19 protein-coding genes are annotated in these 23,245 nt (G+C 60.7%); 8 read left to right on the forward strand and 11 right to left on the reverse strand.

All coding sequences use genetic code 11. The features are described from left to right. The first annotated feature begins 110 nt into the window (after positions 1–110). From FBZ99_RS16215 to FBZ99_RS16245, 7 genes are all read left to right on the forward strand, one after another. Entirely contained in the window at positions 111–1,172 is a 1,062-nt protein-coding gene (locus FBZ99_RS16215; RefSeq protein ID WP_233788593.1) for a LacI family transcriptional regulator, read from the forward strand. A 245-nt stretch (positions 1,173–1,417) separates the two neighbouring features. Further along, positions 1,418–2,347, forward strand: a complete 930-nt coding sequence (locus tag FBZ99_RS16220) for a sugar phosphate isomerase/epimerase family protein (protein ID WP_113329764.1) — start codon at positions 1,418–1,420, stop codon at positions 2,345–2,347. A 10-nt stretch (positions 2,348–2,357) separates the two neighbouring features. Then, entirely contained in the window at positions 2,358–3,491 is a 1,134-nt protein-coding gene (locus tag FBZ99_RS16225; RefSeq protein WP_113350497.1) for a Gfo/Idh/MocA family protein, read from the forward strand. A gap of 197 nt (positions 3,492–3,688) precedes the next feature. Further along, the gene (locus FBZ99_RS16230) at positions 3,689–4,936 is read left to right on the forward strand and encodes an ABC transporter substrate-binding protein (protein WP_233788581.1); all 1,248 of its coding nucleotides are present in this window, start codon (positions 3,689–3,691) and stop codon (positions 4,934–4,936) included. Positions 4,937–5,010: 74 nt separating this feature from the next. Continuing rightward, positions 5,011–5,949, forward strand: coding sequence for a carbohydrate ABC transporter permease (locus FBZ99_RS16235; protein WP_113329766.1), 939 nt, complete (start codon positions 5,011–5,013; stop codon positions 5,947–5,949). Beyond that, on the forward strand, positions 5,949–6,857 hold the full coding sequence (locus FBZ99_RS16240; protein WP_069614645.1) for a carbohydrate ABC transporter permease: 909 nt from the start codon (positions 5,949–5,951) through the stop codon (positions 6,855–6,857). Before FBZ99_RS16235 ends, FBZ99_RS16240 begins: the two co-directional genes overlap by 1 nt. Positions 6,858–6,860: 3 nt before the next feature. Beyond that, positions 6,861–7,946, forward strand: a complete 1,086-nt coding sequence (locus FBZ99_RS16245; protein WP_113389394.1) for an ABC transporter ATP-binding protein — start codon at positions 6,861–6,863, stop codon at positions 7,944–7,946. 41 nt (positions 7,947–7,987) lie between these two features. On the opposite strand, the gene FBZ99_RS16250 is transcribed toward FBZ99_RS16245, so the two are convergent. From FBZ99_RS16250 to FBZ99_RS16300, 11 genes are all read right to left on the reverse strand, one after another. Continuing rightward, complete coding sequence (locus tag FBZ99_RS16250) at positions 7,988–9,049, reverse strand: class I SAM-dependent methyltransferase (RefSeq protein WP_145634009.1); 1,062 nt, start codon at positions 9,047–9,049, stop codon at positions 7,988–7,990. A 186-nt stretch (positions 9,050–9,235) separates the two neighbouring features. Next, complete coding sequence (locus FBZ99_RS16255; protein WP_145634013.1) at positions 9,236–9,787, reverse strand: glutathione peroxidase; 552 nt, start codon at positions 9,785–9,787, stop codon at positions 9,236–9,238. A 79-nt stretch (positions 9,788–9,866) separates the two neighbouring features. After that, a complete protein-coding gene (locus tag FBZ99_RS16260) occupies positions 9,867–11,717 on the reverse strand; it encodes an ABC transporter ATP-binding protein (protein ID WP_173004575.1) in 1,851 nt (616 codons plus the stop codon). A gap of 50 nt (positions 11,718–11,767) precedes the next feature. After that, on the reverse strand, positions 11,768–12,526 hold the full coding sequence (locus FBZ99_RS16265; protein ID WP_145634015.1) for a DUF1028 domain-containing protein: 759 nt from the start codon (positions 12,524–12,526) through the stop codon (positions 11,768–11,770). A 5-nt stretch (positions 12,527–12,531) separates the two neighbouring features. Further along, positions 12,532–14,319: a gamma-glutamyltransferase family protein gene (locus FBZ99_RS16270; protein ID WP_145634017.1), complete on the reverse strand. Its 1,788-nt coding sequence runs from the start codon at positions 14,317–14,319 to the stop codon at positions 12,532–12,534. 23 nt (positions 14,320–14,342) lie between these two features. Beyond that, entirely contained in the window at positions 14,343–15,221 is an 879-nt protein-coding gene (locus FBZ99_RS16275) for an ABC transporter permease (protein WP_113355826.1), read from the reverse strand. Further along, the gene (locus tag FBZ99_RS16280) at positions 15,218–16,165 is read right to left on the reverse strand and encodes an ABC transporter permease (protein WP_145634019.1); all 948 of its coding nucleotides are present in this window, start codon (positions 16,163–16,165) and stop codon (positions 15,218–15,220) included. The genes FBZ99_RS16275 and FBZ99_RS16280 overlap by 4 nt, the downstream gene beginning before the upstream one ends. A gap of 70 nt (positions 16,166–16,235) precedes the next feature. Beyond that, complete coding sequence (locus FBZ99_RS16285) at positions 16,236–17,744, reverse strand: ABC transporter substrate-binding protein (protein ID WP_145634021.1); 1,509 nt, start codon at positions 17,742–17,744, stop codon at positions 16,236–16,238. Positions 17,745–17,827: 83 nt separating this feature from the next. Then, complete coding sequence (locus FBZ99_RS16290) at positions 17,828–18,565, reverse strand: FadR/GntR family transcriptional regulator (RefSeq protein WP_113355829.1); 738 nt, start codon at positions 18,563–18,565, stop codon at positions 17,828–17,830. Between the two features lie 191 nt (positions 18,566–18,756). Next, positions 18,757–20,199 carry a M81 family metallopeptidase gene (locus tag FBZ99_RS16295; protein WP_145634023.1) on the reverse strand — a complete coding sequence of 481 codons (1,443 nt, stop codon included), beginning with the start codon at positions 20,197–20,199 and terminating at the stop codon, positions 18,757–18,759. Between the two features lie 7 nt (positions 20,200–20,206). Beyond that, positions 20,207–21,340, reverse strand: coding sequence for an ROK family transcriptional regulator (locus FBZ99_RS16300; protein ID WP_113355831.1), 1,134 nt, complete (start codon positions 21,338–21,340; stop codon positions 20,207–20,209). Between the two features lie 381 nt (positions 21,341–21,721). On the opposite strand from FBZ99_RS16300, the gene FBZ99_RS16305 reads away from it, so the two are divergent. Beyond that, entirely contained in the window at positions 21,722–23,221 is a 1,500-nt protein-coding gene (locus tag FBZ99_RS16305) for an MDR family MFS transporter (protein WP_145634026.1), read from the forward strand. Positions 23,222–23,245 lie beyond the last annotated feature (24 nt).

Consider the following 23,245-nt stretch of genomic DNA (forward strand, 5'->3'; position numbering starts at 1 on the left):
CAAACACGACCTTCCCCCCTTGTCGACTTTGATCGCAGCCTGCGCTTGCATCGTCACCCGCCTGCGGGCATTCTCGCTCCGACATGGCGGAGCGGAATGATTTGTCGAAGGTGCAGGGATTGGCGGCGGGGCGCGGCTTGCGTCGCGAAGTAGGTCAGCGCGTGACCTTGCGGACCGTTGCTACGGCTCTCGGTCTTTCGGTCACGACGGTCAGCCGTGCCCTTAAGGAGGGCGCAGAGGTCAATCGCGAGACCATCGAACTGGTCAAGCGCGTTGCGGGCGAGCTTGGCTATCGTCCCAATCTCGGTGGCATCAATCTGCGCACCGGCAAAACCCACGCCATCGGCATCGTGCTGCCTTTCGGGCGTGAGGGCGAGATGAACATTGTCGTTGCCTCGCTGATCGAAGGCGCTTCGCGCTATATGAAGTCGCGAGGGTACCGAACGACAATCGTCCCGCAGCTCCAGGCAGATGATCCACTCGCGACGGTGCGCGATATCGTCGAGGAGGGATCGGTCGACGGCGTCATCATCACGCATACGACACCACAGGACGATCGCGTCAAATACCTGCTTGAAGTCGGCATGCCTTTTGTCACCTTCGGGCGGACGGAGCTCTTGAGCGTTCATCCGAGCATCGATCTCGATCATGAAGTGATCGGCGCAGAGGCTGCACGCCTTCTGCTCGATGCCGGCCACCATATGCCGCTGCTGATCGCGCCCAACCAGCAATTCACCTACAGCCTGCAATTCGTAAGAGGGTGGCGCAGGACTTTTGCCGAGCATCATCTCGATGTGCCTGATGATGGCATCCATTTCACCACGGCGACACCCGACAATGGTCGCGAGATGGCAAAGCACATAGCAGCGCAGAATCCCGCAGCGACCGCCGCTTTCGTTGCCAGCGAGGAGGCAGCTCTCGGTTTCCTCGCCGGCTTGCGCGATGCCGGGCGGCAGGCCGGCAGTGATTTCGCGCTGATTACCTATGGCGGCACCGCACTGCCAGATTTCTTCAACCCGCCTTTGAGTACCTTTCACTATTCGAACCATGCCATAGGCGAGCGATTGGCGGCCTTCCTGCATCGGGCAATCGCCGGCGAAAATCCGGCCGATCTGCGCGAAGTCGTCCAAGCCGCCTTCGTCGATCATCAAAGCCAGTCACGTCACGCTTGAAAAATATTGCTGCTTGCAGGATGAGCAGGCGGCGAGAAGGTATTCGTAACGTTACGAATTTGCAGATTGCGCAATATTGAAACGTTAGTCGGCCAGAAAATCGCTGATTGACAGTCTTCCTCTTTTCCATAATCGTAACGTTACGAATTGCCGATTTCGAGTGAGGAAGCTCATCGGCAAGGCACATTGTTCAGGCGTGGAGGCCTCGCCGCGCGCGGCTTCACGCATTGTAAGGGGAGGATGACGTGAGCGACGGATCGCTTTTTTTCGGATCGCCTATTTGGACCTTCAATTGGAACCCGCCGTATCAAGCGCCGTTGCGGCGGCTCGCTGCGACAGGCTGCAAGGGATTTGAGCTCACCGCCTGGTCGGTGGACATGTTGAGCTACTACACGCGCGAAACCATCCGCGAGTTGAAGCAGATTGCAGACGGAGAGGGGCTGGTGCTCACCAACTTCTTCTTCAATCTACCCTTCAGCCGCGCAGCAAATGCTGCCGTCTCGACAGTTGACCTCGATGGCTACAGGCGCGGCATGGAAGTCGCCGCCGCGATCGGCACGCCGATCGTTACCAGCATGACACCCTATCCGTTTCAGTCCGAGGTCAGGCCGATCCTGCAGCGGCCGATCTCGCAGGAGTGGGGCGCGGCAGTCGAACCGCAATGGGATTGGACGGGTGAATATGAAGCCGTCGTGGAGGGTTTTATCCGGGCTTGCGAGATTGCCGCCGCCGCGGGTCTCAAGGTCGCGATCGAGCCGCATCCTTATCGCTGGGTCAGCTCCGGTCAGGGCATGCTGCGGCTGATCGAGCGCACCGGTGCCGCCAATCTCGGCCTGAACTTCGACCCGAGCCATCTCTTTCCGGCCGGCGACATGCCGCATTACGTCGTGCTGGCGCTCGGCGATCGGATCTTCAACACGCATTTTTCCGATAATGAAGGGCACACCAACGCCCATTGGCGCCCGGGGCGCGGCAAGATCGATTGGAAGGCGATTTTCGCGGCACTCAAGACCATCGGCTATTCCGGCCCGATCACGCTGGAGCTGGAAGACGCGCCGGGTGCATCGCATTGGACCCATTTCCGCGAAGCGACGACGGAATTCGATGACGAGATGCGCCGTGGCATGAGCTATCTGCGCGCCGCTGCCGCCGAACTCGATATCACCATTTCCTAGAGGCAAGCCAATGAGCAACGAACCCATGAAAGTCGGCATTGTCGGCGCCGGCAATATCAGCGCCACCTATGTTGCGACCCTGCATATGTTTGATTTCATTCGCGTGAAGTCTGTTTACGATCTTTATCAGGAGCCTGCCCGCAAGCTCGCCGAGCAGTTTGGCATCGAGGCCGTTGCGCTCGATACGATGCTTTCCGATCCGGAAATCGGTCTCATCATCAACCTGACGACGCCGGTCTCGCATTATGCCATCAGCAAGAAGGCGCTGCTTGCCGGCAAGCATGTCTATTCGGAGAAGCCGCTTGGCGTCTCCATGGGCGAGGCGGAGGAGTTGATGGCCATCGCGCGGGCAGGAGACCTGCGGCTCGGTTGCGCTCCCGACACCTTCCTTGGCGGCGGTCACCAGTTGACACGGCGCTTGCTCGATGAAGGGCGCATCGGCAAGACGATTTCGGCCACCGCCATGCTGCTGTTGCCGGGTCATGAGCATTGGCATCCCAACCCAGACTTCTTCTACGGCCGCGGCGGCGGGCCGATGCTCGATGTCGGTCCGTACTACGTGACGAACCTCATCGCCTTGCTCGGCCCCGTGCGCGAGATCTTTGGCACTGCGAAGATCACCCGCATCGAACGCACGGTGAAGACTGATCCGCGTCGCGGCGAGACGATTAAGGTACTGGTGCCGACCCATCTGACGGGCGTTATGGAGTTCCATAGCGGTGCGACCGTCACCATTGCCACCAGCTTTGATGTTATCAAGCACAAGCACAATCAGATCGAGCTTTACGGTTCGGAAGGTACTATGGTGACGCCGGATCCAAACAATTTCAGCGGCAAGGTTGAGATATTTCGCGATGGCGATGAGGCGTGGAGGGAGATCCCCGTCGATCACCCCTATACGGAAGGTGTGCCAGGTCATCTCGGTCTGCGCGGATTGGGCGCGGCGGAGATGGTGGATTCCCTTCGCTCGGGACGTCAGCATCGGGTATCGTCGGAACTAGCTTTCCACGCCCTTGAGGTGATGACGGCATTCGAGCGTTCGGCGCAATCGCGTTCTGTGGTTGCAATCCACAGTAGTTGCGGTCGGCCCGATCCAATACCGCGCGCAATAAATGAGGGACGTTTCTCATTGAGTGCGCTATAGAGTTGAGAAAATGCGGTCCTTTTGGACTGCGGGCTTGACGAAGGGGCAATGCCTGAGGAAGCATTGCTCACGTGCTGCAGGGAACGGAGGCCCTGCCGCACAGTTTTGGAGGATCAGGAGATTCGGCATCCGGTGTCTGGAGACGGCGGCGGCTGAGGAAAGGCGTTTGAAGAACGCCCTCAAAGGAGGAGGAACGCATGCGCAAATTGATGATGGCATTGGTCGGCGCTACGGCGCTGGTCGCGGCGAGCGTGACCGGCGCTCTGGCCGAAGGCAAGAAGGCCGAAGTTCTGCATTGGTGGACTTCGGGCGGTGAAGCCGCAGCCGTGAAGGAGCTGGCCAAGGCCTTCAACGCTGCAGGCGGCGAATGGGTGGATACCGCAATTGCCGGCTCCGGCTCGACTGCTCGTCCGATCGGCATCAACCGCATCATCGGCGGCAATCCGCCGACGGCCATGCAGTTCAACACCGGCACGCAGATGAACGAACTGGCCCAGCAGGGCCTGCTGCGGCCGCTCGACGATCTCGCCAAGGAGCAGGATTGGAAATCGGTTCTGACACCATCTTTCTATCAGGCCATCCAGTTCCAGGATCATATCTATGGCGCTCCCATCAACGATCACGGCCAGAATTGGGTCTTCTATTCCAAGGCCGTTTTCACCAAGGCCGGCGTGACGGAAGAGCCGAAGACCTGGGATGAAATGTTTGCCGCGCTCGACAAGATCAAGGCTGCCGGCCTGATCCCGGTTGCCGTCGGCGGTCAACCTTGGCAGCTGCAGTCGATGTTCAACGCCATCCTGCTCGGCGAGGGCGGGAAGGATCTCTATGCTAAGGTCTGGAAGGATCTCGACACGGATGCCGTCAAGTCCGACCAGTTCAAGCATGTGGCGGAAGTCTTCGCCAAGCTCCGCAACTATCAGGACCCTGGCAGCCCGAACCGCGACTGGAACGTCGCGACCGGCATGCTGATCGACGGCAAGGCCGGCATCCAGTTCATGGGCGACTGGGCCAAGGGTGAATTCATCCATGCCGGCCTCGTCGCCGACAAGGATTTCGGCTGCATCCTCGGACCTGGCGAATCCAACTTCATGATGGGCGGCGACATTTTCGTCTTCCCCGTTCTCAAGGATAAGACGGCGACCGACGCCCAGACCCTGCTCGCTACCGTCATCATGTCGAAGGAAGGCCAGCTTGCCTTCAACTCCAAGAAGGGTTCGGTGCCCGTGCGTCTCGACGTCGATACGTCAAAGCTCGACGCTTGCGCCCAGAAGGGCCTGAACGCACTCAAGGATCCGAGCCGCCAGATCCTGGCACCCGACGTGCTGACCCCTCAAGATATCGTCCAGACCGAAGGCGATCTCATTGCTCAATACTGGACGACGCCCAGCATGACGGCGGACCAGTTCGCCACGCAGTTTGCCCAGGTCATCGAACAGGCCAAGTAAGCTTCGATCGACATCCATGCGGCGGCAGGTGAGCCTGCCGCCGGTTTCCATGAATGCTGAGGAGGAGCGCGTCCATGAGCAGCCCCAATACGAGCGCCACTGCTGCAAAAGCGGCTGTCGCACCTGCGAGCGTCAGCCGCAGGAGGATACATTTTTCGCCCTACGTGGCCCTGTTTCCAGCCTTCGCCATCGTGCTTCTGGCCTATGTCGTCACCGTCGTCTGGAACATCTGGATATCGTTCACGGACAGCAAGGTGCTGCCGGTCAACACTTTCGTCGGCACGAAGCAGTATGAGCGGTTGTTTTCGACGGCGCGCTGGCTGCTGTCGCTGCAGAACGTCGTCGTCTTCGGCATTCTCTTCATTGCCGGCTGTCTGATCCTCGGCTTTCTTCTCGCCGTCGCGCTCGATCAGAAGGTCCGTTTCGAAAACACCTTCCGGACGATCTTCCTCTATCCCTTTGCCATGTCCTTCATCGTCACCGGGCTGGTCTGGCAGTGGATCATGAATCCGACGCTCGGCCTGCAAAAGGTTGCCGACAGTGTCGGCTTCACCTGGTTCCGCTTCGACTGGATCGTCCAGAGCGATCTCGCGCTCTACGTCATCGTGCTTGCCGGTGTCTGGCAATCTTCCGGCCTCGTCATGGCGATCATGCTTGCGGGCCTGCGCGGCGTCGACCGGGAATTGTGGAAGGCGACCCGCATCGACGGCATACCGAGCTGGCGCGTTTACCTGCATATCGTCATCCCGATCCTGAGACCGACCATCATCACCGCCAGCGTTCTTCTGGCGATTGCGGTTGTGAGGGTTTACGAACTGGTTCTGGCGACGACCGGCGGCGGTCCGGGTATCGCGACCGAAGTGCCCGGGAAATTCATCATGGATTACCTCTTCGGGCGCGGCAATATCGGCCTTGCAACCGGAGCATCGACCGTGATGTTCATCACGGTGGTTATCCTGGTGACGCCCTGGCTCTATTATGAATATTTCCGTGAAAAGCCGAGGGGGAACTGATGACGACGCCATCTTCCGTCACTGGTGCCATGCAGGGTCCGACCGGCCGCAAGCCGCAGCATCTGACCCCAGGACGCATCGGCCTTTATCTCTTTCTCGTCATCGCGGCCCTGTTCTTCCTGCTGCCGCTCTATGTGATGCTTGTCACCTCGTTCAAATCCATGCCGGAGATCCGTCAGGGCAATATCTTCGCCTTTCCGCAAATGTGGACTGCGGATGCCTGGATACAGGCGTGGAGCACGGCCTGCACCGGACTGGAATGCGGCGGCATCAGCGTCGGCTTCTGGAATTCGGTGAAGATCCTGATCCCGAGCATGATTTTGTCGATCCTGATCTCGTCGCTGACCGGCTATGCGCTATCCTTCTGGCGGGTCAAAGGGGCAAACGTGCTCTTTGCCATCCTGCTGCTCGGCGCCTTCATACCGTACCAGGTGTTCATCTATCCGCTGGTTCTGATCTATCGCGACGTGGGCATCTATTCGACGTTGCCCTGCATCATCATCACCCACACAGTCTTCGGTCTGCCGGTGCTGACGCTGCTTTTCCGCAACTATTATTCGAGCCTGCCGATGGAGCTCTTCAAGGCAGCTCGCATCGACGGCGCGGGGCTGTGGCAGATCTTCTTCCGGCTGATGATCCCGATGTCGATCCCGATCCTGGTGGTCGCGGCGATCCTGCAGGTGACCGGCATTTGGAACGATTTCCTCTTCGGCGTCGTCTTCGCCGGCCGAGAAAACTTCCCCATGACCGTGCAGCTCAACAACATTGTCAACTCCACCCAGGGTGAGAAGCTCTACAACGTCAACATGGCGGCGACCATCCTCACCGCCCTGGTTCCGTTGATCGTCTATTTCGGCTCGGGCCGCTGGTTCGTGCGCGGTATCACCGCCGGCGCAGTCAAGGGATAGTTCATGGCCAATGTTTCCATTCGCGAACTTGCAATCGATTTCGGCAGCGTCAGCGTCCTGAAATCGCTCAATCTTGAGATACAATCCGGCGAGTTCATCGTACTCCTCGGCCCCTCCGGCTGCGGCAAGTCGACCTTGCTCAACGCCATTGCCGGGCTGACCGATATCACGGACGGCCAGATCTGGATCGGCGACAGGAACGTCACCTGGGAGGAACCGAAGGACCGCGGCATCGGCATGGTGTTCCAGTCCTATGCGCTTTACCCGACGATGACCGTCGAAGGAAATCTCTCCTTCGGGCTGCGCATTGCGGGCATGGCGAAGGAGGAGATTGCCGAGCGTGTCGACCGCGCCGTGCAGATCCTGCAGATCGACCCCTTGCGCAAACGGCGACCGGGGGAGCTTTCCGGCGGCCAGCGCCAGCGTGTCGCCATTGGCCGTGCGCTGGTGCGTGACGTCGACGTCTTCCTGTTCGACGAGCCGCTCTCCAACCTTGACGCCAAGCTCAGAACCGAGCTGCGTGTCGAGCTGAAGCGCCTGCATAGCGGCCTCGGTTCCACCATGATCTACGTGACGCATGACCAGATCGAGGCGTTGACGCTCGCCGATCGCATCGCCGTCATGAGCGGCGGCGTCATCCAGCAATTCGCCACGCCGAAGGAGATCTATCGCCGTCCGGTCAATCGCTTCGTGGCAGGCTTCGTCGGCTCGCCATCGATGAACTTCCTGTCGGGGCAGGTGGCGAGCAATGGCGGCATGCCGGCGTTCATGTTGCCGGATGGCCGCGCGATCGACCTCAACGGCTACGAGTTTTCCGGCACGCCGGGCGAGGGCCGCAAGGCGACACTTGGCGTTCGGCCCGAGCAAATGCAGTTCCGGCCCGCGAGCGGGCGGGCTGCCAGCCTGCCGGCGACGTTCACCATCGTCGAGCCCATGGGCTCGGACAATCTGATCTGGGGCCAGGTCGGCGGCGAAACACTGTCGGTGCGGATCGATGCCGATGAGGATGTCGCACTCGACACCGAGCAGCCGGTTTATTTTCAGCCGGCGCTCGCGTCGTTGTTCGGGGAAGACGGGCAGCGTCTATAAGATGCGGTGCCGCGCGTTGGACGAAGCGTGCGGCACAATCTTCATGCCCTGACTTCGAAGATCATGTTGAACGGCGTTTCAGTCGCCTTGCGGAAATGCGAATAGCCCGCATCCATGGCAACCTTGCGCAGTTTCAGCTCGCCAGCCTGCGCGCCCAGACCAAGCCCGACCTCCTGCGACAGCGAGGCTGGCGTACAGATCATCGTTGAAGCCCCGTAGTAGACGCGGCCGACGGGGTTGAGATTGTCCTTCAGGCAATCATGGGCGAAGGGCTCGACGATCATCCAGGTGCCGTCATCGGCGAGGGTTTCCTTAATATGTTTGCCGGCACCGACGGGATCGCCCATGTCGTGCAGGCAATCGAACATCGCCACAAGATCGTAGTCGGCAGCCGGGAAGTCCTTGGCGGTCGCCTGTTCGAACGTGATACGGCCCGCAACGCCCGCTTCCTGCGCCGCAGCTTTCGCTCGTTCGATGGACGGGAGATGGTAGTCGAAGCCGAAGAAAGTCGAGTTCGGATAGGCTTCTGCCATCAGGATGGTCGAGGCGCCGTGGCCGCAGCCGACATCGGCGACGATCGCGCCGGCCTCGAGCTTTTCCTGCATGCCGTCGAGCGCCGGTATCCATTCCGAAACGAGATGGCTGTTGTAGCCTGTCCGGAAGAAGCGTTCCGTGCCGCGAAACAGGCAGGTGCTGTGCTCATGCCAACCAAGGCCGCTGCCGGTCTTGAAGGCGTTGACGACCTTCGGCTCGTCGATCCACATGGATTGAACGACATCGAAAGCGCCGACGAAAAAGGCAGGGCTGTCTTCCTCCGCAAATACCATTGCCTGTTCCGGCGTCAGGTAGAAGCGCTCGGTCTTATCGTCATAACTGACATAGTCGGCGGCTGCCTGAGCTGACAGCCATTCGCGCACATAGCGTTCTTTCACACCGACTTTGTCGGCCAAATCGGCCGAAGTCCTTGGCGTTCCGTCAGCCATGGCCTTGAACAGGCCCAAATGGTCTCCGAGCGTTACCAACACGCCTGAGACCGCCGCGCCGAGATCGCCGACCAAGCGCCCGACAAGGGTATCGAGTTTCTGCATATCAGGTTCGCGCATGACATCCTCCCATCAGAATTGATGCAGCGTTCCGTCACGATGTATTCGGATAGGGAAAGATACTCCCAGGCTGGAGGGCAGGCAATTACGCCATCCGGCTGAACACGCCAGGCCCTCGCCCTGAAAAGTAGCGCAACCTATTGATGTGATGTGTTATTTTTGGAGGTCCAAAAGAGAGCTCACGCCTCAGTTGGCGCGCGCCAGCTCCTTTTCCAGAACTGAGAGCAGGCGCGGATCGTCGGCGGTTACGTCGGGCGCAAAGCGCGCGGCAACCTTGCCGTCGCGGCCAATCAGGAATTTCTCGAAGTTCCAGACGATGCCGCCATTGTCGCCGGTGTGCAGGCCGCGATCGGCGAGGCGGGCACGCATCGGACCGTCGCCGATGGTCTCGACGCCGGATGCGATCAGGCTGTCGTACAGCGGATGACGCTCGTCGCCAGTCACTGCGATCTTGGAGAACATCGGGAACTGCACGTCGTAGGTCAGCGTGCAGAAGTCCAGAATCTCTTTGTCGGTGCCTGGCTCCTGGCCCTTGAAATCATTGGCCGGGAAGCCGGCGATGACCAGACCTTCGCCGCGCTTTTCTTCATAGAGCTTTTCCAATCCTTCGTACTGTACCGTCAGGCCGCATTTGGACGCGACATTGACGACCATGATGACCTTGCCGCGATAGTCGGCAAGTGTCGTATCGCTGCCGTCGATCCTCTTTACCGGAATATCGAGCACGCTATCGGTCATATCATTCACTCCAGATGAGACGGAAAACAGGATGCCGATATTTGCCCGGAATTCGGTGGCGTCAAGGTCAGAATGCGCGTCAGGCAGCCTCCTCCATTCGAACCAGATGGCCCTGCGAGACTTCGCGGTAGTGTCGCGCGGGTGGCTGATAGCCGACGGGGCGCACCGGGCTCTTCAATTCGTCGACGGCGAGGTTGCGCCGGATGCCGCGCCGGGATGGATCCGGTACCGGGACGGCCGCCATCAGCTTCCTCGTGTAGGGATGCTGTGGATTCTCGAAAACCGACGCGCGCGGGCCGATCTCGACGATCTCGCCGAGATACATGACGGCGACGCGGTGGCTGACGCGCTCGACCACGGCCATGTCGTGCGAGATGAAGAGATAGGAGAGATTGAGGCTCTGCTGCAGATCCATCAGCAGATTGCAAACCTGCGCCTTGATCGACACGTCGAGTGCCGAGACGCTTTCGTCGGCGACGATTACTTTCGGATCGAGCGCAAGCGCGCGGGCAATACAGATGCGCTGACGCTGGCCGCCGGAGAATTCGTGTGGATAGCGGCTCATCATGTCGGCCTTTAGCCCGACGCGCTCCAGAAGATCGGCGGCTTTTTCCCGGGCTTCGGCGCGCGTGCCCAAGCGATGCTCGATGAAGGGTTCGGCAACCGCAGCGCCGATCGTCATACGCGGATTGAGGCTCGCGAACGGGTCCTGGAAGATCATCTGGATGCTGCGGCGCATCCGGCGCAGATCTAGCGTATTGAGCTTCATCACGTCATAGCCGTCGAGGCGAACCTCGCCGGATTTGGGATTGATGAGGCGCATGATGGAGCGCCCCGTCGTCGACTTACCGCAGCCGGATTCGCCGACCAGCGACAGCGTTTCCCCTTGTGCAAGATCGAAGGAGACATTCTCGACCGCATGGATCGCGCCCGTTGGGCGGGCCAGCAGGCCGCCACGAAGATCGAAGCGGGTGACGAGGTTCTTCACCTCGAGCACCGGTGTCTTGCCGTGATCGACGGTATCCGCGAGCGCCTTCGGTTCGCTGCGCTCGCCAGTGCTTGCGTCGACGACCGGGAAGCGCAGCGGCTGCGGCTGATCTTTCATGGAACCGAGGCGCGGCACGGCTGACAGCAGGGCGCGGGTGTAAGGATGCTGGCCGCGATGAAAGATATCGTCGGTCTTGCCGGTCTCCACCGCTTCGCCGCGATACATGACGATGGTGCGGTCCGAGATTTCGGCGACGACGCCCATGTCGTGGGTGATGAAGAGGACGGACATGCCTTCCTCTTCCTGCAGCACCTTGATGAGATCGAGGATCTGGCCCTGGATTGTCACGTCGAGCGCGGTCGTCGGCTCATCGGCGATCAGGAGTTTCGGGCGACTGGCAAGCGCCATGGCGATCATCACGCGCTGGCGCATGCCGCCGGAAAACTGGTGCGGATATTCGTCGAAGCGCGAGGACGCGTTGGGGATGCGCACTTTCTCCAGGAGGCGGATCGTTTCGGCTTTTGCCTCCGCCTTGGAAATATTGCGATGGCAGGTCAGCGCCTCGGAAATCTGCCGGCCGATGGTGAAGATCGGATTGAGTGAAGTCATCGGCTCCTGGAAGATCATCGCGACGTCCTTGCCGCGCACCTTGCGCATCTCGGCCTCCGGCAATGCCAGGAGATCGCGGCCGTTTAGCCGGATCGAACCTTCGGTGCGGCTGTTTGCTCTTGCAAGAAGCCGCATGATCGAGAGCGAGGTCACGCTCTTGCCGGAGCCGCTTTCGCCGACGATGGCGACCGTCTCTCCCGGCATGACATCGAAGGAAATGTCCTTCACGACCTTGCGCCACTCGCCATCGACGAGAAACGACGTGGTGAGATTGGAGATGGAAAGAACAGGCTGGGTGTGTGGATTGGTCATCTGCGCTGCAACGGTCGGCATGAAGTTCCCTTTTATGATTTTACCATTGGTCAGGCTTCAATCGCGATTGCTCACGATGGGACTGCCATCGTGGCACGGGAGGCTGAAGGGCGACCTTCGGCAATCCTCTTGGCCTCAAGCGCGGCAATCTTTTCGTCGACCTCGCGGCGGTCGGTCATCCCGCTGGGGTTCTGCCGCGTCGGCATGGTTTCTGCGACATGCAAATAGCGTTCCTGCGCAACTGTGTAGAGCCGCTCGAGTTCGGTCAGCGGATCGGCGCTGTCGTCGACTCGGATGTTCAGCCAAGCGTAATCCTGGTCACGGTGGATGACGAGTGCTGCCGATTGCTTGCCACGCTTATCCCCGCCTGCATCTTCGCCCGCCCGCATGGCTTCGAGCAACCGCTCCGCAAGTGGTTTGCCTGCGGCCTTCTTGAAGGTCGCAAGCGTTTCCGCAATCACCTGCGGTCCAGCCAGCATGTTGCCGGCCACCGATACATTGTCGTCGACCAGATGCCCCGCCCAATCGATACACCTGGCGCCGGTAAAGGCGGCATTGTTGCCCTTGTTGTCGATCAGGTGAAACTGCCGCTGTTCGCGGCCTTCGTCGCGGGCGCTCAGCGTTTCCAGAATTTCATGGGGCGCATGCCCGGATGCCAGCATCGCAAGTCCGTCGATGCCGTAAAGCGGGCTGGCAAAGGCCTGCGTCGCAACCGCGCCGATGCCGCCGCGAATATGCGGCACGATGCTGCCGACGGCAAAGAAGCGCGTGGCGACGGCGATGGCGAGATTTCCGGTTTCGGGTTCTCGGGCAACGATCGACCATGTCATCGGCTCTATCTCCCAACGGCATAGGCTTGCATCAAACGAGGTGTTGCCGCTGCGCGCAAGAGGCCATCGGCGTCGCGCCGTGCGGCGGTCAGCCGACCCACGGTCCACTCCGGTGCGACGGTCAGCTGGTGGCCTCTCTTGCGGAGCGTATCGAGCACGTCAGCGCCGAAATTCGCCTCCGCCGTCAGGCCACCCGGTTCGCGGGTGCGCGGATAGAAGGAGCTCGGGAAATGCGTGCTGTGGAACAGCGGCTTGTCGATCGCTTCCTGCAGGTTCAGCCCATGATGGACATAGCGCAGGAAGAAGGAGAGCTGCCACTGCTCCTGTTGATCGCCGCCGGGCGTGCCGAAAGCGAGCGTCGGGCGTCCTTCATGCAGTGCCATTGTCGGGGTCAGCGTCGTACGTGGCCGCTTGCCCGGTGCCAGCGAGGAGGGCAGACCCGGCTGCAGCCAAAACATCTGGGCGCGAGAATTGAGGCAGAAGCCGAGGCCAGGAATGATCGGCGAGGATTGCAGCCAGCCGCCCGATGGCGTGACCGAGATCATGTTGCCTTCGCGGTCGATGACATCGATATGCACGGTGTCGCCGCGCTTCTCGGTAAGATGCGACATGGTGGGCTCATAGACCGCGCCGCTCTTGGCTTCCGGTGCGTCGAGCATCGCCATGGTAAGATCGTACTGGCTTTCAAAGCCGGGCAGCTTGCCGGGGCGCAGGGCAAGCGACGCCTCTGACGAAACCAGCCGGCGGCGCTCGTCGGCATAGGCGTCCGACAGTAGGGTTTCGAGCGGTACGCGCGTGAAATTGGGGTCGCCGTAATAGACCTCGCGATCGGCAAAGGCGAGTTTCATGGCCTCGGTCACGGTGTGGACGAAATCGGCGCCGGCGGGATCCATGCCGGCCAGATCGAAACCCTTGAGCAGCGACAGTGTCTGGAGGAAGACGGGGCCTTGACCCCAGGGGCCGATCTTGGCGACCGTCCAGCCGTGATAATCATAGGTCAGCGGCGCCTCGACCGTCGCCTGCCAGTTGGCCATGTCGTCGGCGGTCAGCACGCCCTTGTGGCGCCCGCCGCTTGCATCCATGACCTCCGTCTTGCTGACATAGCTGTCGATGGCTTCTGCGACGAAGCCGCGGTAATAGGCATCGCGAGCGGCTTCGATCTGCGCTTCGCGATCGCTCTTGCTTTCCGCTTCCGCGACAACACGCTTCCAGGTGTCGGCAAGAACCGGGTTCCTGAAATTGGACCAGGGTTCGGGCGCAGCTCCCCCCGGCAGCCAGGTCTCGTAGGAGGTCGGCCATTCCTTGCGGTAGAAATCGGCAAGACCTGCGATGGTGGCGGAGACGCGCGGCAGGACTGGATGGCCTTTCTCCGCATAATGGATCGCCGGTTCCAGTACGTCGCGGACGGTCAGCCTGCCGTAATCGCGTAGCATCAGCATCCAGCCATCGAAGGCACCGGGGATGACGGTGGCGAGCAGGCCATCGCCGGGGATCAGTTTCAGCCCCTCGCGCCTGTAATGCTCGATCGTCGCGCCGGCCGGTGCCGGGCCTTGGGCACAGATGACCTCGACCTTATCCTTCTTCTTGGAATAGAGGATGGCTGGCATGTCGCCGCCCGGCCCGCAGAGATGCGGCTCGACGATCTGCAGCACGAAGCCTGTAGCAACGGCCGCGTCGAAGGCGTTGCCGCCCTTTTCGAGAATGCTCATGCCGACGGCGGATGCGATCCAGTGCGTCGACGTGACGACGCCGAAGGTGCCGAGGATTTCAGGGCGGGTGGTGAATGCGGTCATTGGGGGCATCCTTTTGAGTTTATTCATGCTTCGCGCGGGTCGAGCGCATCGCGCAGGCCGTCGCCGAGGAGATTGAAGCCGATCACGACGAGAAAAATAGCGGCACCCGGCCACATGGCCATCCAGGGCGCCTGTTCGAGATAGTTCTTGGCGACATTGAGCATCGAGCCCCAGCTAGGGGCAGGCGGCTGCTGGCCGAGCCCGAGGAAGGAGAGGCTCGCCTCGGCGATGATGGCGGTCGCGATGGTGAGTGTTGCCTGCACGAGGATCGGAGCAAAGACGTTGGGCAGGATATAGCGGGAGATGATGCTGAAATGGGTGAGACCGATCGAGCGGGCGCCCTCGACATAATCCTCCGTCTTGACCGCCAGCACCTGGCCGCGCGTCAGCCGCACGAAGACCGGCGTTGCGGACAATCCGATCGCGATCATCGCGTTGGTGAGGCTCGGGCCGAGGAAGGCGGCAAGCGCAATAGCGGTGATAAGGAATGGCATCGCCAGGAAGGCCTCGGTGATGCGCGAGATGATCTGGTCGATCCAGCCGCCATAGTAGCCGGAGATGAGACCGAAGGGCACGCCGATCGCGACCGCGATGGCAACCGAGAAGACGCCGGCCATCAGCGATGCCCGTGCGCCCCAGATCATGCGGGAGAGAATGTCGCGGCCGAGATCGTCGCTGCCGAGCCAGTGTGCGGCGGATGGCGCCTTGCGGATCGCAGACCAGCTGGTTGCGACCGGGTCCGGAATCGGCAGGAGCGGTGCAAGCGCAGCAAGTGCGGTAAAGAAAAGGATGATGGCAAGTCCGACCAAGGCCCCCTTGTTGGCCCTCAGCTTCCGCCAGGCCCGATTGGGAGCGCGCTTGGCGGGAGGGGCTGCAGCGGCCGTCTGAACGATGGTGCTCATAGGGCTGCCCTCATGCGCGGATTGAGGAGGACGTAGAGAATATCGGCAATAAGGTTCATGGCGATGAAGCCGATGGCCGTGCAGAGCACCACGCCCTGGACGACGGCGTAATCCCGGTTGAAGACCGCATCGACGATCAGCTTGCCGAAGCCGGGGATGGTGAATATCTGCTCGGTCAGAACGGCACCGGCCAGGAGCTCTCCGAACAGCAGGGCGCTGACGGTGACAACGGGCAGGATGGCGTTGCGGAAGCTGTGCTGCAGCACGACGGCCATCTCCGGCAGGCCCTTGGCGCGGGCAGTGCGGATATAGTCGGCGCTGAGCACGCTCAGCATCGACGAGCGCGTGTGGCGCATCAAGGTGGCAGCAAGCGCATTGCCGAGCACGAAGGATGGCATCAGCATCGTCTGGATGGAGCGCCATGGATCTTCGAAGAAGGGTTGGTATCCCGAGGCCGGCAGCCAATGCAGCTTCACCGAGACCAGCAGGATCAGCATGATGCCGAGCCAGAAATTCGGCACGGACAGGCCGCACAAGGCGATGATGTTGGCGAGAAAATCGATGAAGCTATTCTTCTTCACCGCCGCCAATATGCCCATGGGAATGCCGATGGCGAAGGCGAAGATCATCGACATGACGGCGAGCTGAATGGTGACCGGCAGCTTTTCGGCAACGAGCGTCAGCACCGGTTGGTTGGTGCGCAGTGAAACGCCGAGATCGCCCTTGGCGACGCCCTGCAGCCAGTAGCCATATTGGTAGATCACAGGGTCGCTCAGGCGATATTTCTCGCGCAACAGCTCCAGCACCTGAGGATCGCGCTCCTCGCCTGCCATGGCTAGCACCGGATCGCCGGGCAGAAGCTTCTGCAGCGAGAAGACGAAGATCGAAATGATCAGAAGCGTCGGTATGGCGACGAGCAGCCTCTTTCCGATATAGCTATACATGGGCAGATCCTTGCCGCGATGTCGAATGTGAAAGCGCCATCCGGAAAGAAGCCCGCATGGCGCTCATAGCTCAGCCGCTTTTCTTCACGCCTACGAGGCGGATCATGCCGTCCGGGGAGGGCACAAAGCCGGACACCTTCTTATTGTAGGCCCAGATCCAGGCCTGATGCCCGAGAAAGATGATCGGCAGGTCCTGGCTGAGGATCGCCTCGGCCGCATCGTATTTCTGCTTGCGTACGGTGTTGTCCTGAGACTGGCGCGCCTCAAGCAGCAGCTTGTCGACCTCCGGATTGCTGTATTTGGAATCGTTGAGGCCGGCGCCTGTTGTCACGAACTGCTGGATATTGCCGTCCGGATCGGAGCGGCCGGACCAGTCGGATCGGCTGAGCTGGTAGTTGCCGCTCGACTGCGCGTCGAGCAGGGTCGCGAATTCCGTCGTCTTCAGTGTCACGTCGAAGCCGGCTTCAGCAACCATCGACTGGATGATCTGCATCATCTGCATCGATACGGGATTGTTGGCGACGGCGAGCTCGACCGGGATACGGTCGAAACCGGCTTCCTTGACCAGAGCCTTAGCCTTGTCGACGTCGCGGGCGGGTACCGGAATATCCTTGTCGAACCAGGGGCTGTTCGGTGCAAAAGGCTGGTTGCCGGCAAGCCCGGTGCCATCGAAGACGATCTGCATGGCGGCTTCGCGGTCGATTGCCAGCGAGAAGGCCTGGCGCAGGCGCTTGTCCTTGCCCATTGGATTGTCGGCGCGAGCGCCATTGCCGACATTGGCGTAGACGCCAAGCCAGCCGGTGCCGACAGCGTCGGCATAGACGAGATTGGGATCGCTCTTGACAGTGCCGGCATCGGAGGCGGCCACGCGCTCGATCATGTCGAGGTCGCCGGAGCGCAGGTTTGCAAGACGCACCGTTGTGTCGGGGATCGGCAGATAGGTTACCTTATCGATGAAGATATTGTCCTTGTTCCAGTAATCCTGGAATTTTTCGAGCACGATCCGGTCCTGCTGCACGCGCTCGACGAATTTGAAGGGGCCGGAGCAGACGGGATGGTCGCCGAATTTGGCACCGGCAGCCTTTGCAGCCGTTGGCGAAACCATCATGCCCGAGCGGTCGGAAAGCTGGGCAAGCAGCGTGACATCAGGCGCCTTCAGGGTGAAGGTAGCTTCGTATTCACCGGATGCTTCGACCTTGGCGACAGAGGAAAGCTCGCTCTTGCGGCGTGATTCCGGCATGGTCTGATAGCGCTGGATGTTGTCGACAACAGCTTGCGCATTGAACGGCGTGCCGTCCTGGAATTTCACGCCCTGGCGCAGCTCCATGACGAGCTGCTTGCCATCGGCGGACCATTTCCAGGATGTGGCGAGCTGCGGCACGAACTTCAGGTCCGGTGTTACGTCGACGAGCTTGTCGCAGAGCGCGGTATAGACGATGCGGCCGACGAAGGTGCGGGATTGAGCTGGGTCCAGCGCATCGGCATCGTCCTGCAGGCCGATCTTGAGTTCGACGGCGAAAGATGGCAGCGCGATCAGGGCGCCGGCGGCAAGCGATGCCATGAATTTGGCGATCTTCATTTCGTTCTCCTGTTTATCGTTTTCGTTCTTTGCAGTTTCGACCGGTTTCCTCTCCGGTCGTGGTGGGCAGGCCGGCTTTGGGGTCAGCCCACCTCCTCGGTCAGTGGCTCCTCAGCTTGCTGCGCATCCAGCGACGTGATGCGGATCAGGCTTTCCTGCAGCATCAGCAAATGTTCGCGCATGGCCTCGGCCGCCTTCATCGGATTGCGCGCGGCAATCGCGTCGATGATCGTCCTATGCTGGGCGTAGGAGACCGGGCGGGTCTTGTTGATGCTGCGGGCCAATTCGCGAATGGTTTGCCAGGCTTCGTCCTGGCGGACATGGTTGATGACGTCGAAGATGGTCAAAAAGAACTGGTTGCCGGCGCTTTGCGCGATCAGCCGATGCAACGCGCCATCCCAGAGTTCGCGGCTGTCGGCGTCGTCGCTGGCGGTGATCTTCTTTGCCAGTTCGTACATGCGGTCGATGTCGTCGGGCTTGGCGCGCATGGCGGCGAGCTGGGCGAGTTGCGGCTCGATACGCAGGCGGACTTCCATGACCTCCATGAGATCCGTGCCTGCCACAAGCGTGCTGACATGCTGGCTCCAATCGTCCGGTCGCTGTCCGACATAGGTTCCCGAGCCTTGGCGCCGCCAGACGTGGCCTTCGGCTTCCAGCACCTCGAGCGCTCGCCTGATCGCTCGCCGGCTGACGCCGAGGTTCTCCGATAGAGCCCGCTCCGTCGGCAGCTTTCCATCCGCCGGGAGATCGGCCGAATTCAAGAGCCCACGGAGCCTTTCCAGGGCATGAACCGAATTTTCCGGAAGGCTGTTGATTGCCATATTGAAAGGTGAACCAATTTGGAATTGGTCCAATAGAAGTTGAACTCGATCGTCTCGTCAAGCGCTTTTTTGTGCAATTTCGGCAATGCACAATGTTTGTGCGCAATGCAGAAAGGCGACCCGCAAAACGAGTCGCCTTCTTGAGATGACGGATCAACGATGTCCGCCCTCGCGGTTATGGGACTTGAGCTTCAGCGACCGACGGCGCGTGCCGAAATGGCTATCTCAGGCGTGAAGTCGAAATCCTTGTCGAAGGGATAGGTCGGCTTGGCCTTGCGCAGGCGCGGCAGGCGTTCGACGAACTGGTCGACGACACCGGGGGAGAGAGCCATCAGGTTCGGGTTGGCGATCGGCGCCAGTTCCGGCGAGAGGTAGCCGGATTTGACGACGATGATCTTCGCTTTGTGCGGATCAAGGCCGAGGCGGGTGAAATCGGCGATATTATGGTAGGGGCGGCGCTTGGCCGACAGGACGAGATCGATGCCGCCGATGGAGACGACGGCCTGTCTGTCGCTGGCTTCCGTAGTGTCCAGCAGGTACTTGATCGTAAAGTTACCCTTGACCGGCTTGCTGCCTTTAGTGTCGAGCGATGCGCCTACGGAGAGATCGAGGGTGGCGCCGATGCCAGCGGCATAGCATGCTTCCGTAGCAGCCTTGTCGGCGATGCCAGCGAAGATGACGCCTTCTGCACCGTTGGCAATTAATTCAGCCAGCACATCGGCACGGTCGCCGACACCGCCGCCCGTCGGGTTATCGCCGGATTCCGCCAGAACCACGGGCGCGGTCGTACTGGCGATTGCCTTCGCGACGCATTCCTCGATCGAGCCGATCTCCGAGCCGAAAACGAAATCCTCACGCACGTCCCAATAGGCCTGGGCCAGTCGTTTCGCCTCGCGTTCGAGTATGCTGCGATCCGTGCCGGTCATGATGGCAGCAGCCGTTGCGCGCGGCTCGTCGGCCCAGACATAGCCGACCATGAGCGAGGCATCCCAGACGCCCTCGATGGCGTCGATGCCGGGCAACATGTCGTAGAGGCTCTTGGCCGGCTCATCGACCGTACTGGTACGTTCGCCCGGCAGCACTACGGGGATCGGCGCCCAGAGCAGGATCGGCTTCACGCCGGTCTTCAGGCTTTCGGTCAGCATCTTGACGGCGCGGCGCATGGTTTCCTCGACATCGATATGCGGCGCTGTGCGATAGGTGGAGTACATGTCGAGCGCATCGATGATGCGCTGGGTGACATTGCCGTGCAGGTCGTAGCTTGCCGAGACCATGCAATCCTCACCGACGACGGCGCGAGCCGCACTGATCCAGTCACCCTCGGCGTCTTCCATACCTTCGACATACATGGCGCCGTGCATGGCGAGATAGAGTCCATCCAGCGGCAGCAGGGCCTTCAGCCCTTCCAGAAACTCCGCCTTGAAGGCTTCGTATGTATGACGGGCGACCGGGCCGCCGGCGATCGCTCTGGCATGGATGGTTGGCAGGAATTCGCCGTCATAATCCCTAAGGAAGGCGAAGTAGGGCGAGGCAGTCAGCTCCGCGCCGCGCAGAACGCGAAAATCCTTCTCTTCGTTCAGGACGGGATTGTAGGTGCTGCATTCGATGTGAATGCCTCCAACGGCAATACGCATGGGAACCTCAATAGGGGTTGGGACCAATCAGGAAATTATGGGCGGCAATGCTGGCAGCGCCCCGCGCCCAGACATCGCCATCGACACGCTGCGTGCGGATCGGCGTCTGGCCGGCATAGCGCGGCAATACGTTCGCCTCGACCGCCTGCCGCATGACGGTGCCGAAGAGGCGATCAAACCGGCCTTCGACATGGGTAATCAGGATTAGGCCGGGATCGTTGAACTGGATGAGATGCGCAATCGCAAGCCCAAGTGCGCTGCCGGCGCGGTGCAAGATGCGGATTGCGGTGGCACTGCCGAGAGATGCTTCCGTCTCCAAGTCGTCGAGGGATTGACAGGCGAGACCTTCCGCTTTTGCCATTTCCTTGATCGCCTTCAGCGAGGCCACGGTATCGAGACAGCCGCGCTTGCCGCAGCGGCAGGGCGAACCATTGAGCTCGATCGTGCAATGAGCGATTTCGCCAGCGCCGCCATGATTGCCGCGGTAGAGCTTGCCGCCGACGAAATGGGCGCACCCGATACCGTCATCGAAGGAAACGACGCTGAAATTCTGCACGTCACGGGCGCCGCCGAACAGCTTTTCGCTGACGGCGACCGCCTTGGCGTCGTTTTCGATAAAGGTGGCGATGCCGGTCTTCTGCCTGACGATACCGGCAAGCGGTACATCCTGCCAGCCGAGTAACGTGGATTTGACGCAGCTCGCTTGCTTTTCATCGACGAAACCGGAGAGCGCAACACCAAGGCCTGAAAGCTTTCGTCCGGCATCTTTACATTCGGAAAGCAATTTCGGCAGCGTGTCGGCGATCATTGCGGCGATGACATCAGGATCGCGCGACAGTGGCATCGTCTGACGCGCGACGATATTGCCGTTGAAATCGCAGAGAACCAGCGGCGCCGGGTCTTCGAGAAGCGAGATGCCGCCGAAGAAGGCGCCTTCCGGATGCAGGTCCAGCAGGATCGAGGGGCGGCCCTGTCCGTAGATCGTTTCCGTTTCCCGCAAGACGCCGAGGGAAATCAGATCGCGCGCAATCCCGCTCATCGCAGCCTTGCTCAGCCCCATGGAGGCTGCCAGAACTGTGCGGCTGGAAGGGCCTGATTGGCTGATGACCCGTAAGAGCTGCTGCTGGGAGGACGTTAGCAATTCGACGTTCCGCCTGGATTTTTGCTTGTTTTGCCGAGAATAAGTTCAGAAAATAAACAAAGCAACCATATTTGGTTTCATTGCAGCCCTAATCACGCCGCGCTGCAATGTAGCGGAAGAACGCACCGATTGCTCGACCTGCTTTGTGAAAGGCGGCAGTCCAGGCGCCGTCATGGGGCGATTTCGCAAAACATGTTCGCGTTTAAATGGTTGACATCGACCCGTATCAATATGCAAAGCTTATCATAACGATTCAGCCGGCGCTCGCCCGCAATCGTCTCGTCCCTAGACTTTGATCCCACAAGCTTCGCGCTCGACCATGGCCGTTATGGCGGCATGTGCATGTTTCGATCCCGGGTGCAGCAGTCAGAAAGGAATGCCATGTCCAGCACGGTCGATCGTTCGAGACGCCCGTTGGTCATCGTCTCGATCATGCTTGCGACCTTCATGGTCGCCATCGAAGCGACCATCGTCGCGACCGCCATGCCGCGCATCGTTGGCCAGCTCGGCGGCTTCACCTATTATAGCTGGGTCTTTTCCGCCTTTCTGCTGGCGCAATCCACCACCACCGTCATCTATGGCAAGCTTTCCGATATTTTCGGCCGCAAGCCGATGCTGATCGGCGGCATCATCATCTTTCTCATAGGCTCGACGCTCGCTGGTTTCGCCTGGTCGATGGCGTCCCTTATCGTCTTCAGGCTGCTGCAGGGCCTCGGCGCGGGTGCCATTCAGCCTGTGACGATGACCGTCGTCGGCGATCTCTATAAGCTGGAGGAGCGCGCCAAGGTGCAGGGCGCGCTCGCCAGCGTCTGGGCGATCTCCGCCGTCATCGGCCCGCTTGCCGGCGGCATCATCGTCGACAATCTCTCCTGGGCCTGGATTTTCTGGATCAACCTGCCGCTTGGCGTGCTCGCCATCGTCGGGTTCATCCTCTTCCTGCACGAGTCGGTTACGCCGCGCGAGGCGAAGATCGATTATCTCGGCACGATCCTGTTTTCGATATCGATCGTGTCGCTTCTCGTCATCCTGACGGAAACCGATGCGGGCTTCGCCGTTCTCTGTCCCCTGGCGATCGTCTTTATCGTTACCGGCATTCTGTTCCTGTGGCAGGAGCGGCGAGCGCCGGAGCCGATCATTTCGATCGCTCTCTGGAGCCAGCGGCTGATTGCCACCAGCAATGCCGCAACGCTGCTTGCCGGCATGGCGCTGATCGGCCTGACGACCGTTCTGCCGATCTATGTTCAGGGTGTCCTTGGTCGTTCGCCGCTAGAGGCAGGCTTTACGCTGACGATGCTGATTGTCGGCTGGCCGCTGGCCGTGATGCTGGCGAGCCGGTTCTTCCGCACTTTCGGCATCCGCAACACCTTGCGCGCCGGCAGTCTCATGTTTCCCTTCGGCTCGCTTTTCCTGCTGTTCCTGACGCCGGAGAGCAGCCCGGTGATCGCCGGCATCGGCTCGTTCCTGATGGGCTTCGGCATGGGTCTCATCAGCCTGACGAGCGTCGTGCTGGTGCAGGAAAGCGTGGAGTGGTCGATGCGCGGCAGCGCCACCGCATCGATCATCTTCTCGCGTAGCCTCGGCAATACGCTTGGCGCAACCGCACTCGGCGCGATCATGAATGTTGGCATCGCCCATTATGGCAGCGGCGAGCTCGCAACCAGGCTGCACGATATCCTCAATCAGCCCAGCGGCCTTTCCGATCTTGTCACCGATCCCGCGATCAGAAGCGTCTTCGATGCGGCCCTGCACTGGAGCTTCTGGGGTGTCGTCATCGTCGCTTTGACGACCTGCGTGACCATCTGGCTGATCCCGGTCACCCGAGACGCCGGCCGTGGGTCGTCGGCACCCAAGGCGGATGCACAGGAAGCCATGACTCCTTAGCGCGAGGTCCGGGCGGTCGGGCAG

The organism is Rhizobium sp. ERR 1071 (assembly GCF_007828675.1).
Lineage (GTDB): Bacteria > Pseudomonadota > Alphaproteobacteria > Rhizobiales > Rhizobiaceae > Rhizobium > Rhizobium dioscoreae.